The organism is Arsukibacterium perlucidum DSM 18276 (genome assembly GCF_000382165.1).
Lineage (GTDB): Bacteria > Pseudomonadota > Gammaproteobacteria > Enterobacterales > Alteromonadaceae > Alishewanella > Alishewanella perlucidum.
On record NZ_KB907709.1, the window covers coordinates 13,535 to 36,143 of the forward strand.

The 22,609-nt window shown below is 49.6% G+C and carries 22 protein-coding genes; 18 read left to right on the forward strand and 4 right to left on the reverse strand.

Translation table 11 applies throughout. The features are described from left to right. The first annotated feature begins 56 nt into the window (after positions 1 to 56). From miaB to H141_RS0108315, 8 genes are all read left to right on the forward strand, one after another. The gene (miaB, locus tag H141_RS0108280) at positions 57 to 1,481 is read left to right on the forward strand and encodes a tRNA (N6-isopentenyl adenosine(37)-C2)-methylthiotransferase MiaB (RefSeq protein ID WP_019675788.1); all 1,425 of its coding nucleotides are present in this window, start codon (positions 57 to 59) and stop codon (positions 1,479 to 1,481) included. A gap of 38 nt (positions 1,482 to 1,519) precedes the next feature. Further along, entirely contained in the window at positions 1,520 to 2,524 is a 1,005-nt protein-coding gene (locus H141_RS0108285) for a PhoH family protein (protein ID WP_019675789.1), read from the forward strand. Continuing rightward, a complete protein-coding gene (ybeY, locus tag H141_RS0108290; RefSeq protein ID WP_019675790.1) occupies positions 2,524 to 2,985 on the forward strand; it encodes an rRNA maturation RNase YbeY in 462 nt (153 codons plus the stop codon). Before H141_RS0108285 ends, ybeY begins: the two co-directional genes overlap by 1 nt. Before the next feature lie 33 nt (positions 2,986 to 3,018). Next, positions 3,019 to 3,897 (forward strand): HlyC/CorC family transporter, encoded by an 879-nt coding sequence (locus H141_RS0108295; protein ID WP_019675791.1) that lies wholly within the window; start codon positions 3,019 to 3,021, stop codon positions 3,895 to 3,897. Next, complete coding sequence (lnt, locus tag H141_RS0108300) at positions 3,894 to 5,441, forward strand: apolipoprotein N-acyltransferase (RefSeq protein ID WP_026349327.1); 1,548 nt, start codon at positions 3,894 to 3,896, stop codon at positions 5,439 to 5,441. Before H141_RS0108295 ends, lnt begins: the two co-directional genes overlap by 4 nt. 77 nt (positions 5,442 to 5,518) lie before the next feature. Continuing rightward, complete coding sequence (locus H141_RS0108305; protein WP_083923046.1) at positions 5,519 to 7,009, forward strand: bifunctional metallophosphatase/5'-nucleotidase; 1,491 nt, start codon at positions 5,519 to 5,521, stop codon at positions 7,007 to 7,009. Continuing rightward, positions 7,006 to 8,622, forward strand: a complete 1,617-nt coding sequence (locus H141_RS20900) for a GGDEF domain-containing protein (RefSeq protein ID WP_019675794.1) — start codon at positions 7,006 to 7,008, stop codon at positions 8,620 to 8,622. Before H141_RS0108305 ends, H141_RS20900 begins: the two co-directional genes overlap by 4 nt. 236 nt (positions 8,623 to 8,858) lie before the next feature. Next, positions 8,859 to 10,544 (forward strand): S8 family serine peptidase, encoded by a 1,686-nt coding sequence (locus H141_RS0108315; RefSeq protein WP_019675795.1) that lies wholly within the window; start codon positions 8,859 to 8,861, stop codon positions 10,542 to 10,544. An 80-nt stretch (positions 10,545 to 10,624) separates the two neighbouring features. On the opposite strand, the gene H141_RS0108320 is transcribed toward H141_RS0108315, so the two are convergent. Both H141_RS0108320 and H141_RS0108325 read right to left on the reverse strand, forming a co-directional pair. Beyond that, a complete protein-coding gene (locus H141_RS0108320) occupies positions 10,625 to 12,538 on the reverse strand; it encodes a TIGR00341 family protein (RefSeq protein WP_019675796.1) in 1,914 nt (637 codons plus the stop codon). After that, on the reverse strand, positions 12,531 to 14,921 hold the full coding sequence (locus tag H141_RS0108325) for a Lon protease family protein (protein ID WP_019675797.1): 2,391 nt from the start codon (positions 14,919 to 14,921) through the stop codon (positions 12,531 to 12,533). Before H141_RS0108325 ends, H141_RS0108320 begins: the two co-directional genes overlap by 8 nt. Positions 14,922 to 15,103: 182 nt before the next feature. Here H141_RS0108325 and H141_RS0108330 point away from each other — a divergent pair, with 182 nt between their 5' ends. The 6 genes from H141_RS0108330 to H141_RS0108355 all read left to right on the forward strand — a co-directional run bounded on the left by H141_RS0108330 (position 15,104) and on the right by H141_RS0108355 (position 18,713). Next, entirely contained in the window at positions 15,104 to 15,379 is a 276-nt protein-coding gene (locus H141_RS0108330) for a hypothetical protein (protein WP_019675798.1), read from the forward strand. A 78-nt stretch (positions 15,380 to 15,457) separates the two neighbouring features. Beyond that, positions 15,458 to 15,895, forward strand: a complete 438-nt coding sequence (locus H141_RS0108335; protein ID WP_019675799.1) for an HvfA family oxazolone/thioamide-modified RiPP metallophore — start codon at positions 15,458 to 15,460, stop codon at positions 15,893 to 15,895. A 3-nt stretch (positions 15,896 to 15,898) separates the two neighbouring features. Next, positions 15,899 to 16,753 (forward strand): HvfB family MNIO-type RiPP peptide maturase, encoded by an 855-nt coding sequence (locus H141_RS0108340; protein WP_019675800.1) that lies wholly within the window; start codon positions 15,899 to 15,901, stop codon positions 16,751 to 16,753. Next, on the forward strand, positions 16,750 to 17,544 hold the full coding sequence (locus H141_RS0108345) for an HvfC family RiPP maturation protein (protein ID WP_019675801.1): 795 nt from the start codon (positions 16,750 to 16,752) through the stop codon (positions 17,542 to 17,544). Before H141_RS0108340 ends, H141_RS0108345 begins: the two co-directional genes overlap by 4 nt. Positions 17,545 to 17,636: 92 nt before the next feature. Continuing rightward, complete coding sequence (locus tag H141_RS0108350) at positions 17,637 to 18,020, forward strand: thioredoxin family protein (RefSeq protein WP_019675802.1); 384 nt, start codon at positions 17,637 to 17,639, stop codon at positions 18,018 to 18,020. Then, a complete protein-coding gene (locus H141_RS0108355) occupies positions 18,021 to 18,713 on the forward strand; it encodes a cytochrome c biogenesis CcdA family protein (protein ID WP_019675803.1) in 693 nt (230 codons plus the stop codon). It abuts the gene before it with no gap. Between the two features lie 41 nt (positions 18,714 to 18,754). Here H141_RS0108355 and H141_RS20000 read toward each other — a convergent pair whose 3' ends face one another. After that, complete coding sequence (locus H141_RS20000) at positions 18,755 to 19,351, reverse strand: TetR/AcrR family transcriptional regulator (protein WP_019675804.1); 597 nt, start codon at positions 19,349 to 19,351, stop codon at positions 18,755 to 18,757. A gap of 217 nt (positions 19,352 to 19,568) precedes the next feature. On the opposite strand from H141_RS20000, the gene H141_RS0108370 reads away from it, so the two are divergent. From H141_RS0108370 to H141_RS20905, 4 genes are read left to right on the forward strand one after another with little or no spacing between them, the layout of a single operon-like run. Beyond that, positions 19,569 to 20,204: an HvfX family Cu-binding RiPP maturation protein gene (locus H141_RS0108370; protein ID WP_019675805.1), complete on the forward strand. Its 636-nt coding sequence runs from the start codon at positions 19,569 to 19,571 to the stop codon at positions 20,202 to 20,204. A gap of 59 nt (positions 20,205 to 20,263) precedes the next feature. Continuing rightward, positions 20,264 to 20,866, forward strand: coding sequence for a sigma-70 family RNA polymerase sigma factor (locus tag H141_RS0108375; protein ID WP_019675806.1), 603 nt, complete (start codon positions 20,264 to 20,266; stop codon positions 20,864 to 20,866). A gap of 4 nt (positions 20,867 to 20,870) precedes the next feature. After that, positions 20,871 to 21,578, forward strand: a complete 708-nt coding sequence (locus tag H141_RS0108380) for a DUF3379 family protein (protein WP_019675807.1) — start codon at positions 20,871 to 20,873, stop codon at positions 21,576 to 21,578. Between the two features lie 24 nt (positions 21,579 to 21,602). Then, the gene (locus H141_RS20905) at positions 21,603 to 22,004 is read left to right on the forward strand and encodes a hypothetical protein (protein ID WP_019675808.1); all 402 of its coding nucleotides are present in this window, start codon (positions 21,603 to 21,605) and stop codon (positions 22,002 to 22,004) included. Here the strand turns inward: H141_RS20905 and pnuC are convergent. Then, on the reverse strand, positions 21,969 to 22,583 hold the full coding sequence (pnuC, locus tag H141_RS0108390; protein WP_019675809.1) for a nicotinamide riboside transporter PnuC: 615 nt from the start codon (positions 22,581 to 22,583) through the stop codon (positions 21,969 to 21,971). The genes H141_RS20905 and pnuC overlap by 36 nt on opposite strands. Positions 22,584 to 22,609: the final 26 nt, after the last annotated feature.

Below are 22,609 nucleotides of genomic sequence, written 5' to 3' on the forward strand. Positions count from 1 at the left end.
AACAGGCTAAAATACTCTCCCTTTTTTAGACGCGACAACACAGGTAACGACCGACAATGGGCAAAAAACTGCACATTAAAACCTGGGGCTGCCAGATGAACGAGTATGACTCGTCGAAAATGGCAGACCTGCTGGATGCAACACATGGCTACACCCTGACCGAGGAAGCAGAAGAGGCAGATGTTATTCTGCTGAATACCTGTTCGATCCGGGAGAAAGCCCAGGAAAAAGTGTTTCACCAACTTGGTCGCTGGCGTCCGTTAAAAGAAAAGAATCCGGATTTAATTATCGGGGTAGGCGGCTGTGTTGCGTCACAGGAAGGCAAAGCCATTCGTGATCGCGCACCTTTTGTCGATATCGTGTTTGGGCCGCAAACCCTGCATCGCCTGCCGGAAATGATTAACTCGGTGCGCGGTTCACACTCTCCGGTAGTCGACGTATCTTTCCCGGAAATAGAAAAGTTTGACCGGTTACCAGAACCTAAAGCAGAAGGGCCTACTGCTTTTGTGTCGATAATGGAAGGCTGTTCGAAATACTGTACTTTTTGTGTGGTGCCCTATACCCGTGGTGAAGAAGTCAGCCGACCGCTGGACGATGTATTGTTTGAAGTTGCCCAGCTGGCAGCCCAGGGCGTGCGCGAAGTTAACCTGCTCGGTCAGAATGTTAACGGTTATCGTGGCGCAACCCATGATGGCAATATTTGCCACTTCTCTGAGCTGCTACGCTTAGTCGCCGCCATTGATGGCATCGATCGTATTCGCTACACCACGTCACACCCGATTGAATTCAGCGACGATATTATTGAAGTATACCGTGACGTGCCGGAGCTGGTTGATCACCTGCACCTGCCGGTGCAATCTGGCTCAGACCGCATATTAAACCTGATGAAGCGGGGCCATACTGCGCTGGAATATAAAGCGCAAATTCGCAAGCTTAAGAAAATCCGGCCGAACTTAAGTATGTCGTCTGATTTTATTATCGGCTTCCCTGGCGAAGACGACTCCGATTTCCAGGCGACCATGGACCTTATTCAGGCCATCGACTTTGATATGAGCTTCAGCTTTATTTACAGTGCCCGCCCGGGTACGCCGGCCGCCGACTTACCGGATGATGTCAGTGAAGAAGCCAAAAAACAACGGCTCTATATTCTGCAGGACCGGATTAACCAGCAGGCGCTGAAAATCGCCCGTAATATGCTGGGCACTGAACAGCGTATTCTGGTTGAAGGGCCGTCGAAAAAGAATATTATGGAACTGACTGGCCGCACCGAAAACAACCGGGTGGTCAACTTTGAAGGTTCACCAGAGATGATAGGCCAGTTCGTTGACGTTAAAATTACCGACGTTTTCAGTAACTCATTGCGCGGCGACTTAATCCGCACTGAAGCGCAAATGGGGCTACGCCGTGAAATTGCCCCGGCCCAGATTTTAGCCAGGCAACCTAAGGTTGATCCTCTGGGTGTGACGACTTTTACGCCCTGATTTTACGCCCTGAGCGGGCCTTAACCGCGAGTGCACTATTGAACACTGACAATTTGAATGTAGCAGAACTGGTACTGGAACCGGCCGACAACAACAGATTAAACCTGCTTTGTGGCCCTTACGACGATAATTTAAAGCATATTGAACGGCGCTTGCTGGTTGATATCAGCTATCGGGATAACCTGTTTAAAGTTGCTGGCCCTGAGGTTAATGTTGCTGCAGCCAGTGATATTTTACGTCAGTTGTTTCAGTTAACAGCGGGTGGGCGCCAGCAGGCTGCAGCAATCAGCCCGGAGCAGGTGCATCTGACTATCAGTGAAAATTTTGATATTCAGTACCAGAATGACAATGGCAGTACGGGCGACTTTAGCCTGAAAACCAAAAAAGGGCTGATTAAAGCACGTAACCCTAACCAGGCGAGCTACGTTGCCAATGTGCTAAGGCATGACGTGTGTTTCGGTGTTGGCCCGGCTGGCACCGGTAAAACCTACCTCGCCGTAGCCTGTGCGGTCGATGCGCTGGAAAGTGGCCAGGTGAAACGGATAGTGCTGACCCGACCCGCGGTGGAAGCCGGTGAAAAGCTGGGTTTTTTACCCGGCGATTTAGCCCAGAAAGTCGACCCATACCTGCGCCCACTGTACGATGCCTTATTTGAGATGCTCGGCTTTGAAAAAGTAGAAAAGTATCTGGAACGCGGTGTTATCGAAATAGCGCCACTCGCCTATATGCGTGGCCGCACCCTGAACGATGCTTTTATTATTCTGGATGAAAGCCAGAACACCACCACCGAACAGATGAAAATGTTTTTAACCCGGATAGGCTTTAGCGCCAAAGCGGTCATTACCGGCGACATTACTCAGGTCGACTTACCACGCGGTCAGTATTCAGGCCTGAAACACGCTATAGATGTCCTTAGCGATGTTAATGAAATCAGCTTTAACTTCTTTAACGCCAAAGATGTGGTACGCCACCCGATAGTACAGCGCATTGTCCAGGCTTATGAAGCACACGAAGCTGAAAAGTTGCAGAGCAAAACCGAATAATGAGCATACTGCTTGATCTGCAATTAGCCAGCACTGCCCCCGGCATTCCTGCTGAAACCGATTTCCAGCGCTGGCTTGATGCGGCCATTCAGCCGTTTCAGGCTGAGGCAGAAGTGACAGTGCGGATTGTCGATAATACTGAAAGCCAGCAGCTTAATTTACAATACCGTGGTAAAGACAAACCTACCAATGTGCTCAGTTTCCCATTTCAGGCGCCACCAGGCCTGGAACTGCCCTTACTGGGCGATTTGGTAATTTGTAGCCAGGTGGTGCAAGCAGAAGCAAACGAGCAACAGAAACTGCTAAATGACCACTGGGCGCATATGGTGGTACACGGCTGCTTGCATTTGTTAGGTTTTGACCATATAAATGACGACGATGCCGAGGCAATGGAAGCCGAAGAAATTCAGATCCTCGCCAGTCTTGGCATCAAAAACCCCTATTTATTGGATGATAACTAGGTATCTTTTTACTAACGGAGCATAAGTTCACGAATGAGTGACGACAACCCCCACTCTAGCCGCGGTTCTGCCGGCAAAACCTGGTTAGAGCGTATCGCCAGTATTTTTAGTGCAGAACCACAGGACATTTCAGACCTGGAAGATATCATAAGCGAAGCGGCCAGCCGCGAACTTATCGATAGTGATACCAAAAGCATGCTGCAGGGCGTGCTGGATGTATCGAAAATGCGCGCCCGCGACATTATGGTGCCACGCTCGCAAATGGCTACCATCGATATAGAACAACCCGTTAGCGCTTTCTTACCTATTTTGCTTGAAAATAATCACAGCCGTTACCCGGTAGTCAACGAAGATAAAGATCATGTTGAAGGCATTTTGCTGGTGAAAGATTTACTGCAATATGCGCTGGATCCCAATCAGACCGACTGGCACATCCGTGAGTTTTTGCGCCCGGCCGTTATTATTCCGGAAAGTAAGCGGGTTGATGCCCTGTTAAAAGAGTTTCGCCAGAAACGTTACCACATGGCCATAGTAGTTGATGAGTACGGTGGGGTTTCCGGTCTGGTGACTATAGAAGATATCCTGGAGCAAATCGTCGGCGAAATTGAAGATGAACACGACGATGAAGAAGATGACGATATTAAGAAAATGGCTTCACGGGTATTTCAGGTTAGTGCCCTGACCCCGCTGGACGAATTTAACGAGAGCTTCGGTACCGGTTTTGATGAAGAAGACGCCGACACTATAGGCGGTATCGTTCTGCATGCTTTTGGCCATATGCCAGAGCGTGGTGAAAGTATTCAGCTGGGCGATCTTACTTTTAAAGTCAGTAAAGCTAACAGCCGGCGTCTGTTGCAACTGCAGGTAATTAAAGCCAAAGAAAGTGTGACCACTGAGGAAGCCGGATCATAGCTACCGTTACTGCTAAAACTGCCTTTGCAGCGCTACTATTAAGCGGAGCCGGCGCGTTAAACACCCTGGCTTTTGCCCCCCTCACCCTTTGGTGGCTGCCATTTTTCACCCTGGCACTGTTAGTTATGGTGCTTAACCATGTCAGCAATTGGCGCCAGGCAGCACTGGCCGGCTTTTGTTACGGTTTGGGTTGGTTTGGCGTTGGGATTAGCTGGGTCCATGTCAGTATTGACCAGTTTGGCGGCTTACCGCTCGTTGCCAGTCTGGGCCTGATGGCGTTGCTGGTGGGCTACCTGGCATTATTCCCGGCACTTGCCGCCTGGCTAAGTTACCGGCTTAGTGCCGGCCGCGGCGACAAAAGCGGCATAAGTGCGCTAACCTTTGCCGCTTGCTGGGTGATGGTGGAATGGCTGCGCAGCTATCTACTCACCGGTTTTCCATGGTTATCGCTCGGTTACAGTCAAACCAGTGCCGGCTTGGCGGATTTAGCGCCGTTTATCGGCGAAACCGGTATCACCTTTATCCTGACAGCCAGTGCGGCCGCGTTGGCCCGCTTGTACCAGAGCGGCCCGATATTGCCAAGAGTTGGGCCGGCAGTATCAGCCGCAGTGATGATCGCAATTGCACCGCTACTGGCGCCATTAAAAGGTTGGCACTACAGCGAGCAGAGCGTTAACGTGGTGATGGTACAGGGCAATATCAAACAGGAGTTACGTTGGCAACCTGAGCAGGAATGGCCAACCATGCTGAAATATCTGGATTTGACCCGGCCGCATTTCGCCGGTGCAGAAATAGTGATCTGGCCCGAGGCCGCTATTCCGCAACTGGAACCGCTGGCGGAAGCCTTTCTGGATAACCTGAACAGAGCAGCATTTTATAACGATGCAGCACTGATTACCGGCATACTTGATTACAACCTTAAAACCGAGCAAGCCTGGAATAACTTAATTGTATTGGGTAAAGATACCGCTGATGCCAGCGAAGGTCAGTATTTTTATGGCCATGCTAATCGCTTCAGTAAGCATCACTTATTACCAATTGGCGAATTTGTACCCTTTGAAAACTGGCTGCGGGCGCTGGCGCCGATCTTTGATTTACCGATGAGCTCTTTTAGCCGCGGCAGTTATATTCAACCCAATTTGCTGGCCAACGATTACCATCTGTTAAGCGCCATTTGCTTTGAAATTGCCTTTCCCCGCCAAATTCGCGCTAATTTCACCGCCGATACCGACTTTATTCTGACAGTCAGCAACGATGCCTGGTTTGGCGATAGTATCGGGCCGCACCAACATTTACAGATCGCCCAGATGCGGGCCAGAGAATTTGGTAAACCCGTGCTGCGGGCGACTAACAATGGTATTACAGCTACGATAAACGCTGATGGCTCAGTCCGCCAGCGCTTACCGCAATTTAGCGAAGCGGTGCTGCATGATACTGTGCCGCTGAGCAAAGGCTCCACCTGGTACAGCCGTTTTGGTGACTGGCCGCTGGCTGGCTTGTGCCTGTTACTATTGGCGTTGGCCGGTTTGCGGACGCGACGTTGAATTCTTTGCTTTACGCACCAGCGTTAAATCCACTAAACTGGTTACTTCTGGCTAGTTTTCGGGCATAAATGTAAATTATGATAGTTTTCCTCAGGTTAGCGGTGCTTGCATTGCTGTTAAGCAATCCGCTGCTACCCGGTCGCGCTGAGTCAGGCTTCACCATAATTTATGCGGCGGAAATGGCAGTAGCTAATCACCCGCAGGCAAACTATGCCCACCTTGCCAGCTTGCTGGCGCAACATCGCGACAACGACAGCCCGGTTTTTTTTCTGTTTGGCGGCAGCAGCATCGGCCCAAGCTCACTGGGTTTTTTTGACCGCGGCGCCCATATTATTGACATCCTGAACACGTTAGATCCGGATGCTATGGCAGTAGCGCACCGCGATTTTGCCTATTTTTCAGAAGAGTTATCACAACGGGCTTATGAGGCGGCATTCCCGCTGGTGCTAAGTAATCTGTATGATCCAATGACTGAGGGCAACCTGGACGGTCTGGTAGACAGTATTCTGGTGCAGCAAGGCGAGATTAAACTGGGCATAATCGCTCTGGTTGCACCCTACGTGGTACAGCAGTACGGCTTAGATCGCTTACAAATAACCTCCGCCAAACAAACCATCTTATTGCAGGCAGATAAATTACGCGCTAAGGGAGCAAACCTGCTGATAGTGATGCATACCACTGAGCTGGATTTTTTACCAGAACTGCTGGCAAATGGCACTATCGATCTGGCTTTTCGCAACAACTATGATAGCCAGCAATTATTGCCGGACCAGCCGGATATTATCCTGCAACAGCAGCTGAATCAGGCAGTAGTAGTTACTGGTGAATTGGTTACCGAAAATAGACTCGCTAAGTTGCAAACCCACTACGTTGATCTGGCAACGATGCCTGCAGATCCGCAGGTTAGCAGGCAAATTAAGGATCATAGTCAACGGCTGCAATTATTACTGCGGGAGCCTCTTGGCCGCAGTATTGTCAGTTTTACTACCCGGCGAGAGGACGTGCGTAACCGCGAAAACCCTTTTGCCAATTTTGTCGCCGACACTCTGAAAAACTATACCGACGCTGAACTAGCTTTTATTAACAGTGGCACAATTCGCGGCGGAAAAGATTACCCGGCAGGGACAATGCTAACCCGTGGCGACATTCTGGCAGAACTGCCTTTTCGGAATCCCCCGGTGTTACTCGAGCTTAGCGGCCAGGATCTTATCAGCGTGTTTGAGCATGGTTTAACCGGCTTAGATAATCAGCGGGGATTTTTCCTGCATAGCGCCGGCGTTACCCTGCGTTTTGACAGTACTGCGCCGGCAGGTAGCAGAATAAAAGAGTTACGGGTAAATGGTGCCCCCGTTGTTAATAATAAAATGTATAAAGTTGCTACCTTGCGTTATCTGGCTGATGGTGGGGATGGTTTTGACGTGTTAAATAAGCGCAGTAAACTGAGTTTCTTTAACCCGAATGACCGTAATATTGCAGATATTATTGCCGCAGCAATCAAAAAACAACAAAGCATTGAGCTGGTGAACGATGGCCGGCTGCAGGATGTCAGCCAACAGAGGCAACCATGAGCCTGCTAAGCACACGTTATTACTCCAGCGCCAGGTTATTATTAGCGTCTTTACTGCTGATTTTATTGTTATTTATTTTGCTTAGTTTACTGTTTTATCATCGCTTGCAACAAGCACAGCAAATTGTTACTAACGTGGCTGAGCAAGCCGTTCCTGCAGTACTGGAAGCCAGCCAGGTTCACGATAAAGTCAAAGAACTTAACCTGCAATCAGAGCTGTTGCGTAATGCCATCAGTCAGGCGGCCAGAGCCAGAGCTTCACAACAAATAAGTCAGATTATTGTCCAGATCAGCAGCCTGGATCATCAGCAGTATGTCCAACATCAATATCAGCAGCAAAGGTTGCAGTTGATTGCTGATGAAGCCCGCAGCCTGGATAGGTTAATCGCCGAACGGTTAGTGTTACAACAGCGCAGCCGGCAATGGCTGGACAAGCTCAGCCAGTTGCAGCAGCAAAGCCAGCAATGGACAGGCAGCTCTGCCAGTCAGCCCTGGTTACTACATTATTCAGGCTTGTTACGAGACATTACCGCACTGTACAGCATTGACCGGCTGTATAATTTGCGGCAAAGCCGGACAGAACTGAATAATTTACTGACCATCAATAAACAGATGCTCAGCCAGTTAAGCACCGCCGAGCGGCCGGCAGCAATGGCTTTATCCCAGCAACTGACAGATACCTTGTTAGCAGAGCAAGGTATTCTGGCGCTGCGTGAAGCCGAACTGAGCAATATTGCCAAAGCGACCGGCAAAGCAAACTTTCTGCGTAGTCTGGTTACTGATTATGCCAGTGAAACCGAACTGAATGCCTACCAGTCAGCAGCATCACTCATGCAGCTGAGTCAGCAATCATCACATGCGCTGGCAAGGCAAAACCAGTTCAGTGTTGCGCTGGCATTAGCAGCGATGCTGTTATTGCTGGCGATTATGTTTAATACCCAGAAACGGGTAATTAAGCGACTGAAATTACTTAACGAAAAAGTGTTGGCCGGTAGTGGCTTTGATGAGGATGAGCGCTTATTCGCCAGTAATGACGAAATTGCCGAGATTGCCCGGTCATTTACCCAGTACAGCAAAACCGTCACTGCGCAGCAAACGGCTCTGGAACGCCAGTCATTAACCGATGGCCTGACCAGCATTGCCAATCGTCGCCACTTCGACAGCCAGCTGCGCAGTGCCGTCGCCATGGCAAAACGGATAAAACAGCCACTGGCAATTATTCTGCTCGACGTCGACCACTTTAAAGCATATAACGACAGTTATGGTCACCTGGCCGGTGATGACACTTTAAAAGCTATTGCCAATACTCTGGCCAACACCCTGCAGCGTCAGATAGACCTGGTAGCACGTTACGGCGGTGAGGAATTTGTCTGTATATTACCTAACACCAACCCGCAACAGGCGTTGATTATGGCTGAACAGTTGCGGTTAGAAGTACTGGCACTAATGCTGCCCCACCAAGCCAGCCCAACAGCCGGTTTTATTACCATCAGCCTTGGTATTGCCTGCCTGCAAATGGGTCAGGATATCAGCGAAAAGATATTGCTTAACCAGGCCGATAAGGCGCTATATCAGGCTAAAAGTCAGGGCAGGAACTGCAGTGTCATGCTGTAAAATTGTAACTCTTCCCACCTGTTATTAACCCTTAAGCTCTTTCTCATTACAAATTATTACAATTGAGTTGTTGCTTTAGGTAAATCTAAAAAACTGCTTGCATTTTCACCAATATCATTGCAGATTGAATCTGTTGCTTGGCAATAGGGTTTGCGCCAGATTGCCTTATATTTACGCTCAATTCAAAAAAGAACTCTTAAGAGTCATAGATTTTGATACTTTGAAGGAAGTACTAAATGAAATATTCGAAAATTACCCCTGTTGCAGTAGCAACCTTAATGGCACTTGGCCTCGTTTCTCAGGCTCAGGCATCAGATCGTTACGTCATCCAGGTAGATAACAATAAAAAAGGTCTCGTGAAAGCATTAGCCGTTCAAATGGGCGGTCAGATTGAAGTAGACTCTGATGGCTTTATTGCCGCCACATTCAGTGGCCAGGATCTTAATTCAGTTAAAGGCTTACTGAACAACCCGCATATTAAACTGATTGAAGCTGATGTTAAACGCTATCCTATGGCGCTGTTTAATGATGACGCCGGCAATCCGGAAATTCAGCAATTAACCCCATATGCGGTGTATCAGTCTCAAGCCAATCAGGTTGGCCTGAACTTAGGCAACGCCAAACGGGTTTGTGTTATCGACTCAGGCATAGCTAAGGATACTGGTGAAACCGGTGGCGGCAATAACGATTTTGACTGGTCAAATATTACCGGCACCAGCAATTCTGGCACTGGCGACTGGTTCCGCGATGGCGGCCCGCACGGTACTCACGTTGCAGGTACTGTTGCTGCAGCCGATAACGGTTTTGGTGTAGTCGGTATGGCACCAGGCAACCCGATGCATATTATTAAAGTATTTAATGATGCTGGCTGGGGTTACTCGTCAGACTTAGCACATGCTGCCAACCTGTGTGCCCAGAATGGCGCTCAGATCATCAGCATGAGTTTAGGCGGCGGCGGTGCCAACAGCACTGAAGAAAATGCCTTTATCAACTTTACCAATAATGGTGGTTTAGTATTAGCCGCAGCAGGTAATGATGGTAATACCACCCGCTCTTACCCGGCAGGTTATGCCTCGGTAATGATGATCGGTGCTAACGATGCCAATAATAACATCGCTACTTTCTCGCAGTATCCATCTTGTACCGTGACTTCTGGTCGTGGCAAAAACGCCACCACTACTACCAATGAAGGTTTCTGCGTAGAAGCCACTGCTGGCGGTGTTGATACCTTATCAACCTACCCGGCAGGCGGCACGTCAATGGTTACCGCAACGGCTGACGGTATTGGTTTTAATGCAGCACCTTCTGATAACACCGGTAACCTGAACGGTGCTACTTATCATATGGGTTTAGCTACAGCGACTGATGCCGGTGCCAACGGTAAAATCTGTACTATTGACCGTGGTAGCATCTCTTTTGCTGACAAAATTAATAACTGTGCAAACTCTGGTGGTATCGGCGCTATTGTAATTAACAACGTTGCGGGCGAAGGCCCGGTTTATATGGACGTTGCTGGCTCAGCTAATATCCCGTCATACGGTGCAGCTTTTGAATCACGTAGCAATATCGTGGGCGCTGTTAACATTACTATCTCAGCCTCAGCTGGCGATTATGGTTACATGAGCGGCACTTCGATGGCCACGCCTGCTGTTTCTGGTGTAGCAGCACTGGTTTGGTCAAACTTCCCACAATGTTCTGGTACTGAGATCCGTAATGCACTAAAAGCAACGGCAATACTACCAGCTAACGGCGACCCGGTGAAGTTTGGTAAAGGTATTGTTAAAGCCAAAGCAGCTTACGATTACCTGCAAACTAACGGTTGTAGCGGCGGCACTGGTGGCGGCGGCGGCGATGGTGGCGGCGATGGTGGCGGCGATGGCGGTACAGGTCCTTGTAAAGGCGGCCCGAAAAAATGTGGCTAATTGCTATTAGCTGACAAAAAAGCCGATGTTCACATCGGCTTTTTTTATTTCTGTAACATACCGCGGCGTAAAGACTAATTTCAACGAATAACCTTCACCCCTATCTCTAACTCTACCGGCTGTTGTAATTTTTGCTCTATTCGCTGTTTAACCCGGTCCATAGTGGCGTCATCTACTGCGCTACCTGATACCAGAGTCAGGCTGATCCGCAGCGGTGTGCCTGGCCGCACACTGACATCCCGCAGTTTTACTTCATCCAGTACAATGCCATCCAACTGCTGCACTATGCGGTGCTCTGCTACCATATGGCTGAATCCTATCGCTAGTGGGATACATAAAATGGCTGCCAGGGCAATAGTGAGGACCAGGCCGCGCTTAGCCCGGTGAAACGGACTGTAGCCAAGAAACATAAAGGTGACTACTGCTGCCAGAACAATCCCCACCAGGTTAGTCAGAAACAGCAGAAAAGCGCCCCAGAATACCGTTAAATCCAGCCAACCCAGACCAATACCAGCCACTGCCAGCGGCGGCACCAACGCTACCGCAATGGCCACGCCGGCTAAGCTTTTCGCCACTTCCGCCCGGGCATGGGCGTAAGCTCCGGCAATTCCGGAAATCACAGCTACACCTAAATCGAGTAACGTTGGGCTGATCCTGGCCGCAATCTCGCTGTTAATGGTGGTAAGCGGAATAAACCAGGTTGCCACCATAGCACAGCCCATTGCCAGACCAGTGCCGACCGCAATACTGCGGCTACTCACCAGCATCAGCCCCTCATCCTGGCGCAGGGTACCCAACGCCATTGCAATAATTGGCCCCATCAGCGGCGCTAAAATCATCGCACCAATAATCACCGGGGTAGAATTGGCAAACAAGCCAAATACCGCCAGCAAAGTCGCCAGCACCATCAGGGTTAAATAAGAAGGCGAAGCTTTAGCGCTTTCGCGCATCGCCATAAATAACTCTTTAAATTCATCAGTAGCAGCATGGTGGATCCACGGCAGAGGATAAGTCACCAGTTCAGTTTTTGCTTTACCCGCGGGTAATGCCCTGGTTCTTACTGCCTCTTTGCTCTCAGCTTCGGCCTCTTCCAGTGCCAGATGGCGGCCAGGAGCAAGCAGTAACACGCGCGGCTCTACCCTTAACTGTAAGGTGGTGCTTTTTTCAATCAGGCCATCGTGGGTATAGCTGATCAGTTTCGGGCTGCTGATAACCAGGCTGCGGCTTTTTAAATGACCGACAAAAGACGGGCTGTTATTGTTCCAGTAATCGCGTAAAAACAGTGAAGCAAATAAAAACCGCAGCATTTCAAACACACTGCGCGGCGCCAGCACCAAGGCATGTAACATGCCATCGTTTACGCTGGAGTCTGCTACCAGCCGGCGCGACAGCACTGAGCTGCGGCCGTGCTCAACCACCACTATGCCGAGCGCCGCAGTGTCGACTATTTTTTCTTTATAAGTAGTAATCTTAAAAGCGTTAAAGGTAACGTCACCAATGCCCTTTACCAGCCGGATAAAACGTTTTACCCGCTGTGCCAGAGGCTCAGCCAGCGCTTCACCGGGGGTTAATGTCAGGGCATCACCAATCACCACTGAATTAAACACCGGCACCTCGTTGCACAACAGTAAATCAGCCTCTACCGCAACATTGTTCAGAGCATCGGTCAGTGCGTCTTCCATTTTGCCGGCAATGCCAAAGCCATAACGGGCATGCTTCATTTCCGGGTGTGGTAACAAAGCCAGCGTTAATGGCTGGTTTTGCACTTGCAATACTAATTCCCGTAATTGCTCATCACTTAAATAGCAGAGCAGCCGGCTGCCGGGTTTAAAGCTTACCGGTTGCTCCGGATTATAAACTTGTATTGCTATCTCAGCCGTATTGCCGTCCAGCTGGATGTTTAGCAGCGGCATTAACTGCTGCTGCACCCGCTGCGCGTCTAAATCGGCGTATAGTAATACTAAGGGTTCACTACTAACTGAACTGCTATTCATCCAGACTTCCGTTAACCAGTTCGGCTATTTCTGCCAAACGCTGCATGGCCCGGCCATTGACCGACTTCTTCGGATACTGGCCACGCCGGTTGCGCTCACCGGCCTCTTCGCCGGTTAATAAGCCAAGCGCTTCATCAACGGTTTTTACCACATAGATATGAAACTTTTGTTGCGCAACCGCGGCAATTGCCTCATCCCGCAGCACCAGGTTAAGTTGATTGCTGGCCGGAATAATCACCCCCTGCTCACCGGTCAGGCCCCGTGATTGACACAGCCGGAAAAAGCCCTCAATTTTCTCGTTAACACCACCAATAGCCTGCACCTGGCCATGCTGGTTGATCGAGCCGGTAACCGCCAGGCTTTGCTTAATCGGGATATCAGTGATCGCAGAAATCAGAGCACACACTTCGGCTAAAGAGGCACTGTCGCCATCAATATGGCCATATGACTGCTCCATAGCAATATTGGCACTTAAGGTCAGCGGGAACTGACGGGCATATTTTGCTCCCAGATAACCGGTAAGCAGTAATACGCCTTTAGAGTGAATGGCTTTACCTAACTCTACTTCGCGTTCAATATCAATAACGCCACTGGAGCCGGCAAATACGGTCGCGCTAACCCGGGCCGGAGTACCAAAGGCAGTATCACCAATTTCCAGTACCGTCAGACCATTTATTTTGCCAACTGCCAGCCCTTCGGTATCAATTAATATCTGGCCTTCCTGAATATCTTCCAGAAAGCCTTCGCTGATCCGACCGGTACGATGCTGTTTGCCCTGCAATGCTTGCTGCACATGGTTTTCATTTAGAATATCGCTGTCTGCCTGGGCAGCGTAATAGCAGGCCTCACGGACCAGCTCCAGCACATCTGCGAAGCGGGCTGACAACTTGCGCTGATGCTCGGCCTGGCGAAAACTGAACTGTAATAACTGGCGCAAGCCACACTGGGTTAGCTGGTTAACATTCAGTTGCTGCATTTGCAGCTGAATTTGGCGCGACATATAGCTCAGCGTTTGTTCGTTATAAGGCAGGTAATGCTCAAAATCAGCCAGCACCCGGAACAATTCGTTAAATTCTTCGTCGACTTCCTGCACCAGATAATATAAGTCGCGCGAGCCCAGCAGCACCACTTTGACATTTAGCGGAATAGCCCGCGGGGTAATAATGGTTGAGTTGGTAACCGCATGTTCGCTTAGGGTATCTATCACCACCTCACCACTTTTCAGTGCAAGTTTCAGCGCATCCCATACCGATGCCTGGGACAATAAGCGGTCTGCGTCCAGAATTAAATAACCGCCATTAGCTTTGTGTAGTGCCCCCGGGCGGATCATCCGGTAGTTAGTGTAAAGCGCACCGCTGGACGAGTTATATTCTACCCGGCCAAATAAATTGCCATAACTGGGGTTAGGCTCAAAAATAATCGGCGCACCAGACATCGTTTCATGATGGACCAGTACATTGGGCACAAATTCTTCAACAAAAATTTCCCGGCTGTCGATCTCTTCCTGCTTCTCGCCGTCTGACTCGTCAGGCAGCAGCTCCAGCACAGCTTTTACCAGATGGGGCCGCATTTCTTTCAGGTACTTCAGCACACCAAGCTCGGTGCTGTAATCATGCTCCATTTCTTTTAGCATCGGTTTAATGGCCTGCTCGATCGTTTCTTTGCGCAGGGCTCGCAGGTTTTCCGACAATTCCCGCTTCCAGCGCGGTAACTCAAGCAAGGCATCGTTTAACACCGTTTCCAGTTCTGACACCAGGGAATAGAAATACTGACGCTGCTCATCAGTCATTTTGCTGAACTCACTGTCATCCAGCGGTTTACCATCGATAATCGGCGAAAAACTGACGGCACCATTGTCTTCGTATAAAACAACCTGCTTTTCCAGTGCGGTTTTCTCTACCCGTTCTATCGCCTGCTCATAGCGGTCGTCAAACTGGCGGGCGATAGTTTTTTTCTTCCGCTGATAGCCCGGGTTATCAAAAGCAGCTGGGAAGGTATCCAGTAATTCATCAATTAATGCTTCTAACTTTTTTACCAGAATGCGGCCGTCACCAGGCAACAGGCGCAGGGTATTCGGCACCCGCTCATCATCAAAATTATTCAGGTAACACCACTCATTTGGCGTGGCCTTTTCGGCGGCGGCATGTTGCAGAATATCCTGCACCAGGGTAAAGCGACCAAGTGCCGGCTCGCCCATCACATACAGGTTGTAACCCGGCATATCCATACCAATGGCAAAGGCTAACGCCGACTTTGCCCGGTCCTGGCCGATAAAGCCGGGAATAAGCTCGGCGGTGGCCAGCGCCTGTTCAATTTGAGCGCTATCTAATACCGGGCCAAGGTCAGCAGGCTGCAGTGCTGCGGGTAAACGGCTGTGGGTCATATTATCCCTTAATTAAAGCAAGAGTATTAAAGCAAAAGTTACGCAAACGCATCTGCCGACATACTACCAAAAACCCGACGAACTGTGCTGGCTATTTTGTTTTTTCAACAACCAGATTAAAGATCCCGCTAATCACGCCGATACAAGCTTAGCAACAGAAATCAACCCAGGTCGAGGCCAATATGAACGAACAAAATTGTCTGCAAAAAATTCGCAATCTTGGTGTTCGTTTACAGGAGCTGGAATTAGTGCAACTGGAACCCGGTAAATCTTACGCGACCACGGCCCTGAATTTCTTATTTGCCGACCATGGTGTGCAGCGCCCGGCTGGCGTGCCGCTGGACCATACGTTACGTGCGCTTGGTGAAGCAATAGTTGCTAATCGCAAGGTACGCTTCAGCACGCTTGACCCGGACAGCGTCATCGATTTTTTCTGTCGTTTTTACCGGGTACATTGAAATAAACATTTTTTTGAAATACCTTTGCTGGTGGGCAGGTCTTATAACTGACTCTGACAACCATAAAGGTAATATCTGATGAAAACACTGAACAAAACCCAACTTTCATTCGCCCTTGGTGCCATGGCATTAGGCTCAGTAGCCTCTGGCGCCGCTCATGCCGATACTAATCCTTTTGCTGCTGCTGAACTTAGCATGGCGTATCAGCTGGCTGCCACTGAAGGTAAATGTGGTGAAGGCAAATGCGGTACTGATAAAGCGAAAGATAAAGCCAAAGACAAAGCAAAAGAAATGAAGTGCGGCGAAGGCAAATGCGGTGAAGGTAAGTGTGGCGCCGACAAAGCAAAAGCCAAAGCTGAAGATAAAGCAAAAGAAATGAAATGTGGCGAAGGCAAATGCGGTGAAGGTAAGTGTGGTGCCGACAAAGCCGCCAAAATGAAAGACGATGCCAAAGCCAAAGCTGAAGATAAAGCAAAAGAAATGAAGTGTGGCGAAGGCAAGTGTGGAGCTGCTTAAGCAGTGACCACCCAAACGCCATTAACCGGCGCCGGCCTTGGCCTGCGCCGGGAAATGCTGGCAGACGTGCTGGACAGCAGCAACCAGGCTATCGACTTTTTTGAAGTCGCACCGGAAAACTGGCTGCCTTATGGCGGCAAACTGGCCGCTCAGTTTAAAACACTAACCGAGCGTTACCCTTTTGCCTGTCATGGCTTATCGTTGTCAATTGGCAGCCCTGATCCGCTGGATATCGATTTTATTAAGCAGTTAAAAACATTTTTTAAAACCCACAACATCCGTCTGTACAGCGAACATTTAAGCTATTGCTCAGCCGGCGGTCACTTATACGATTTAATGCCGATACCCTTTACCGAAGAAGCAGTAAAATATGTGGCAGAACGGGTGCGGACCGTGCAGGACATTCTGGAACAGCCACTTATTCTGGAAAACGTGTCTTACTATGCTGCGCCTGGTCAGCAAATGAGCGAGCTGGAATTTATCTGCGAAGTGCTCAAACAAGCCGATTGCCAGCTGTTGCTCGATGTAAATAATATCTATGTTAATTCGGTAAACCATGGTTATGACCCACTGGCTTTTTTACAGGCCTTGCCAACTGAGCGCATTGCTTACTATCACGTTGCTGGCCATTATCAGCAGGCAGCTGATTTACTGATTGATACGCACGGCGCCGATGTGCCGGATCCGGTCTGGCAACTGCTGCAGCAAACCTATCGCCAGCATGGCGTCAAGCCCACCTTATATGAACGCGATTTTAATATTCCCTCGCTTGGCAGCCTGCAGCATGAACTGACGTATATCAGAACATTGCAACAGCAAGCCAGCAGCACCAGGGCTAAAAAGAAGCTGGCCATATGAGTACTGAGCCAAGCAAACCAGATAACGCTGATTTTAAACAGCTGCAACAGCAGTTTGCTGCGTATATTCGAAATCCGGCAGAAACGTCGCCGCCGACAGGCATCGAGCAGCGCCGGCTTAACGTCTACAGTGAGCTATTTTTTAATAACGTGCAAGGCTTTCTCGATACGGCCTTTCCGGTGTTAAAAACCCTGTACAGCGAATCTGACTGGACTGCCCTCGCCCGGCAGTTTTTCAGCAACTATGCCTGCCACAGCCCCTACTTTTTGCAGATAGCAGAGCAGTTTGTAACCTTTTTACAGGATTACCAGCCAACAGCTGCCGATCCGCCATTTTTAGCCGAGCTGGCGCATTACGAATGGGCTGAGCTGTATATAGCCACTTTAACAAGTGAGCAGCAATTGCCGCCACTTAGCCCGGCAGAACTTGCCGGCGACGCCCTCAGCAGCAGCCGGTTGCAGTTATCTGAACTGGCCATGCTGTGTGCTTATCAGTATCCGGTGCAGCAAATTTGTGCTGAGTTCCAGCCGGCCGAACCAGCACAGCCGGTATTTTTTCTGTTGTATCGCAACAGCGAGCACGAGGTAAAGTTTGTGCAGCTGAATCAGGCAACTCTACTGCTGTTAAACACTCTGGCTGAACAACCGGGCCTGACGTTTAAGCAATTAATTCAGGCAATATCACTGCATTTACCTGGTTTAACTTTGCCGCAACTGCAACAAGGCGCCCTGCCATTAGTGCAGGAATTGGCCAGCAAGGGCGCCATTTGCCGCCATGTAACACAATATTGAACATTTGTTCCAAATAGCTGAAATAGTTTGAGTGGTCGTCTGGTCTTGTTACTGACACTTAAAACTTATTATCACTAACAGAGGAACAGCCAATGAAATCACTTTTACTTACCTTGCTATTTGCTTTAATGATAGGCAGCGCTGCCGCAGCGCAAACACCTTTCACTGCTGAGAAGTTTCAGCAGGCACAAGCTGAAGATAAAGTTATTCTGATCGACATATACGCCGAATGGTGTCCAACCTGCCGCCGCCAAAGCAAAATTATCAATGAATATTTCACGGCAAACCCGGACAGCAAAATCCAGCTGCTAACCGTTGACTTCGATAGCCAAAAAGACTGGGCAACCCATTTTAAAGCGCCAAGACAGTCTACCCTGTTGGTATACAAAGGCTTTGAGCAAATTCACTTTTCAGTGGCTGAAACCAGCAAAGAGCGGATTTTCAAAACCCTGAGCGACGCTGAGCAGGCTAACTAAATGGAATTTACTGCTATTCCCCTAGCCTTGCTGGCCGGCGTGCTAAGCCTGCTATCGCCCTGTGTGCTGCCTATGGTACCGGCAGTCGCGGCGTCAGCTATACAGTCGTCACGGCTTGGCTTGCTGATGCTGGCTGCAGGTATCAGTTTGTCCTTTGCGCTGGCCGGTACCATACTGACTTTTCTGTTACTTAATGCCGGTATTTCACCCGATGTTATGCGTTACTTTTCGGCTGGCTTATTGCTGCTGATGGGTATAGTGCTGCTGGTGCCGGCACTCAGTGACCAAATGGCATTCTGGTTGTCGCGCTTCACCAGCCGCTTACCCGGCCAGAATATTAGCGGCAATGGCGTGGCAATGCAGTTTGTGATTGGTGCCTCACTGGGCTTAATCTGGTTACCTTGTGTTGGCCCTACCCTGGGCACCGCTATCGCGTTGGCTTCCACCGGACAAAGTATGCCCATGGCCTTTATAGTGATGCTGACATTCGGTTTGGGTGCGGCACTACCGCTGGTGTTTGTCGGCCATTTATCCGGGGCGCAACTGGCAAAGTTACGCTTATCAGGTCAGTTTAGTAAATATTTGCTAGGGGCAGCACTGCTGCTGATAGCACTTATGATTTTTACCGGCTTTGATAAGGTACTGGAAATCTGGGCCATTGAGTGGTTGCCAGACTGGGTAACCTCAATCTGAGGTCTCATTGCACACTGTCGGTATTGCGTTATGCCATGCCTTCAGTGTGCTTTTTCTGCAGGTAGTATTGCCAGCGCTTGTTGTAACAAACAATCCAACACTGCCGGTTCAGGCTGCAACCTGGTAACGCTTTTCAGACCAATCAATTGCATCTGATAAAAACTGGCCAGCGCTGCCGGATCAGTATCTGCCGCCAGTAAGCCTGCTTGTTTAGCCTGTGCCAACAGCCGGGTAAATTGAGCAGCCATTTGCTGCAGCAACTCCCGGGCCAGGCTGGCCAACGGATGCTGCTCTGCCCCAAGCTCGGTTACCGTTTTTACCAGCATACACACTTTATCGGGTTGGCCCGTTAAGCTGTTTGCGAGTGCCTGGCGCATAAACTGTCGCAGCACCTTAAGCGGGCAATCCAGCTGTTGCTCAAGTGCCTGTAATGAGGCAAGGCCAGCGGCGGCATAATGCAGCAGAGCTTCACGGTACAAATTTTCTTTGTCACCAAAACTGGCGTACAGGCTACCCGGCCGTAAATTTACCGCCTGTTGCACATCCCGCATGGAGCAGCCCTTAAAGCCCCGGGCCCAGAATAATGTTGTGGCATTGGCGATAACCTGTTGCCTGTCAAATTTTGCACTGTTAACCATAAACCACCTCTTGAACAATTGTTCAAATATATATTAACCAGCCAGCCAATAGCAACCAGCTAAAGCTGATATTGCGAAACTCGTTTTTAAATCAATTTCGGCGGTGCCGGTGATCTCAGGTATTAAACTTATTGAGTTTATTTTAAAAAATACTGAAAGTTTTCTGCTGCTGGTGCTGTCTTATCAGTAAGACACAATTTAAAGACAGGACAACCCGATGTTGCAATCGATCCGGCAAGTTTACCTAAAGTCACTGCAATGGCTGACCCCAATAGATGGCCTGGCGCCGCTGCTGTTGCGGCTTATTCTGGCCCCGGTGCTTATTCAGGCTGGCTGGAATAAATTCAGTCACTTTGCCGATACCGTAGCCTGGTTTGGTAACAGCGATTGGGGGCTGGGTTTACCATTGCCATGGCTGCTAGCGAGTCTGGCGATAGCCGCGGAACTTATCGGTGGCGTTATGCTGTTACTTGGTTTGCTGACCAGATTGGTGACGATACCGCTGCTTGTTACCATGCTGGTTGCCATTTTTGCCGTTCACCTGCCCTATGGCTGGCCTGCTATAGCCGATAGCAGCAGCTGGCTGGCCGATGGCACCCTTTTACTGAACGAGCGGGTGATGGATAGCAGCGATAAAATAGAAGCCGCCCGCAGCTTGCTGCAACAACACGGTAATTACGACTGGCTGACCTCAAGCGGCAAACTGGTGATCCTGAACAACGGTATTGAATTTGCGGCAATTTACTTCGCTATGTTACTGAGCTTGCTATTTAGCGGCGGTGGCCGCTATGTCAGCGCTGATTACTGGCTGCAGCGCTATAGCAATGCGGCTTCAAAAACTGTTGCACAATGAGCCACTAACATGAGCTTACTTGAACATGCGTTCCAATTAATCCTTTACAGGTTCCGGCTATGTCTATTACGCTAATGACACCTTCCAGCGAACAAAAGCTGCCAGCAATGTCACAATCACGAAATAGCCTGTTCAGTTTGCCGGTCTCTTTATTTAAGCGCAAAGCAGAAAGTAACAGCCAGCGCTATGAACAGCTGGTGCGGCTATACCATGCTGATTTATACCGCTATGCCTTCTGGCTGTGCCGGGACCAGCATATTGCTGAAGACATCGTCCAGGATACGTTTTTACGGGCCTGGAAAGCACTCGATTCATTACTGGACGACAATGCAGCAAAAAGCTGGCTTATCACCATTTTGCGCCGGGAAAATGCCCGGCGGTTTGAGCGCAAACAACTGGATTACAGTGATATTGAGCAAGAAAGCTTAACCGATGAGATTAACCCGGCATTGGAGCAACAGTATGATAATGCCTTACTGCAACAGCAGTTACTGTTGCTGCCAGCCGAGTATGGCGAACCGCTGTTGCTGCAGGCCCTGGCCGGGTTTAACAGTGACGAAATTGGCCAGCTATTAAGTTTAAATGTGAATACCGTTAATACCCGCTTATTCCGGGCCCGGCAATTACTGAAACAGCGCCTGACAGCACAGCATAGAGGGTAAGCAGATGGCAGATTTAACCATAAAACAAGCCCTGATAGCGGATCCACAGGCCCGCAATGCGGATCTGGCCAGAGCCGTGGCTGCCGACCCTGAGTTGCAGCAACTGCAACGCCAGTTACTGCTGGATCAGGCCAGAATTAAACAGGCATTGCAATTTGCCGTGCCCGATTCGCTGCAGCTTAAACTGTTGCGCCAGCAGATGCTGTTGAGCCAGCAAGCCCAGAAAAGGCGCTTTAGCGGGGCTATTGCCCTGGCTGCCTCTATCGCTTTTGTGGCCGGCCTTACCCTGAACTGGTTTAACTATGGTTACCCGCAAATGACCTTAGGCGAACATGCACTGGCCCATGTATACCATGAAGCCCCTTACCTGGAACAAATGCTGGCACCACAGCCGCTTAATCAGGTTAACGCTAAGCTGGCCAGTTTCGGAGCCGAGTTAACTGACTGGCAACAAGCCATTGTTTATGCCAACTTTTGTGATTTTCGCGGTACCCGGTCCCTGCATCTGGTGATGCAAACCGAGCATGGCCTGGCGACGGTGTTTTTGGTGCCTGACAGCAACAAGCTGAAATTTGAACATCATTTCTCAGATAATACCTATCGTGGCCGCAGCCTGGCTTTAAAAACAGCAGATTTAGTGATAGTGAGTGAAAATGATGCTGATCTTCAGCAATTACCCGCTAAACTGAAGCAACAACTTAAGTTTATATAAGCCAGCACCAAGCAGGGATGCCCAATGACCGACAAAAATCAGGCCGAATGGCTGTTAGTTCAGCAAAGTTACGATAAACAAGAACAGCAAGCACTGTGGCTGAAAGTTATCACTATTCTGGTATGGCTGTGGCTACTGAAAAACGCCGCAGGTATTGAACTGCAGCTCGGGGTTATTGGCTTGTTCTGGCTGCACGAAGCCATACTTAAAACCTGGCAGCAACGCGCAGCCAACCGCCTGTTGCAGCTGGAGCAAGCCATTTTACAGGCGCAGGATATTGGTTGTCAGTGGCATAGCCAGTGGCAGTATCAGCGCCAAAACCCGCTGCAACTGCTGCTGGGTTATGCCAAGCAGGCTGCCAAGCCTACCGTTGCAGTAACTTACCTGGCATTAATAGCCGCCAGCCTGCTGCGGCTCTGGTTGTAGCTGGTAGATACGGCGCCACAGATACAAGCCATACCAGGCATTAAACCAGAAGCCACAGTAAACGATGGCAGTAACGTATAACTCGCGGGAAATATACAGTGGGATGGCAATGGTATTAACCAGTAACCAGAACCACCAGGTTTCCAGTTTGCGGTTCATCAGCAAAAACTGGGCAATCAGGCTGAACATTAAAATTGCCGAGTCGACATAAGGCGCATAAGCGTTAGTCAGGTTATGCAACATAAAACCATGAACTGCAGTTACTGCCAGGGCAATGCCGGTATAAAGCACTAAACGGCCAATGCGGCTGCTACTTACCTGCTTAATACCACCTGGCCGGCCCCACTGATACCAGCCAATAAAATTGGTGGCGATAAAAAACAGCATTAGCATACTTTCGGCGTACAACTGCACCTGAAAAAACAGCACCGAAAACAAACTACAGCCAATAATACCTAACCACCAGGTATGGATGCTGTTGCGCGCTGCCAGCAATACTGCCAGCAGGTAAAAGCCATTCGCTGCGTATTCCAGAGCCGCCAGGCTGAGAAGATGGGGTAACAGCTCAGACAATTCCATATGCACCCTCTGCCTGAGCCGGCCAT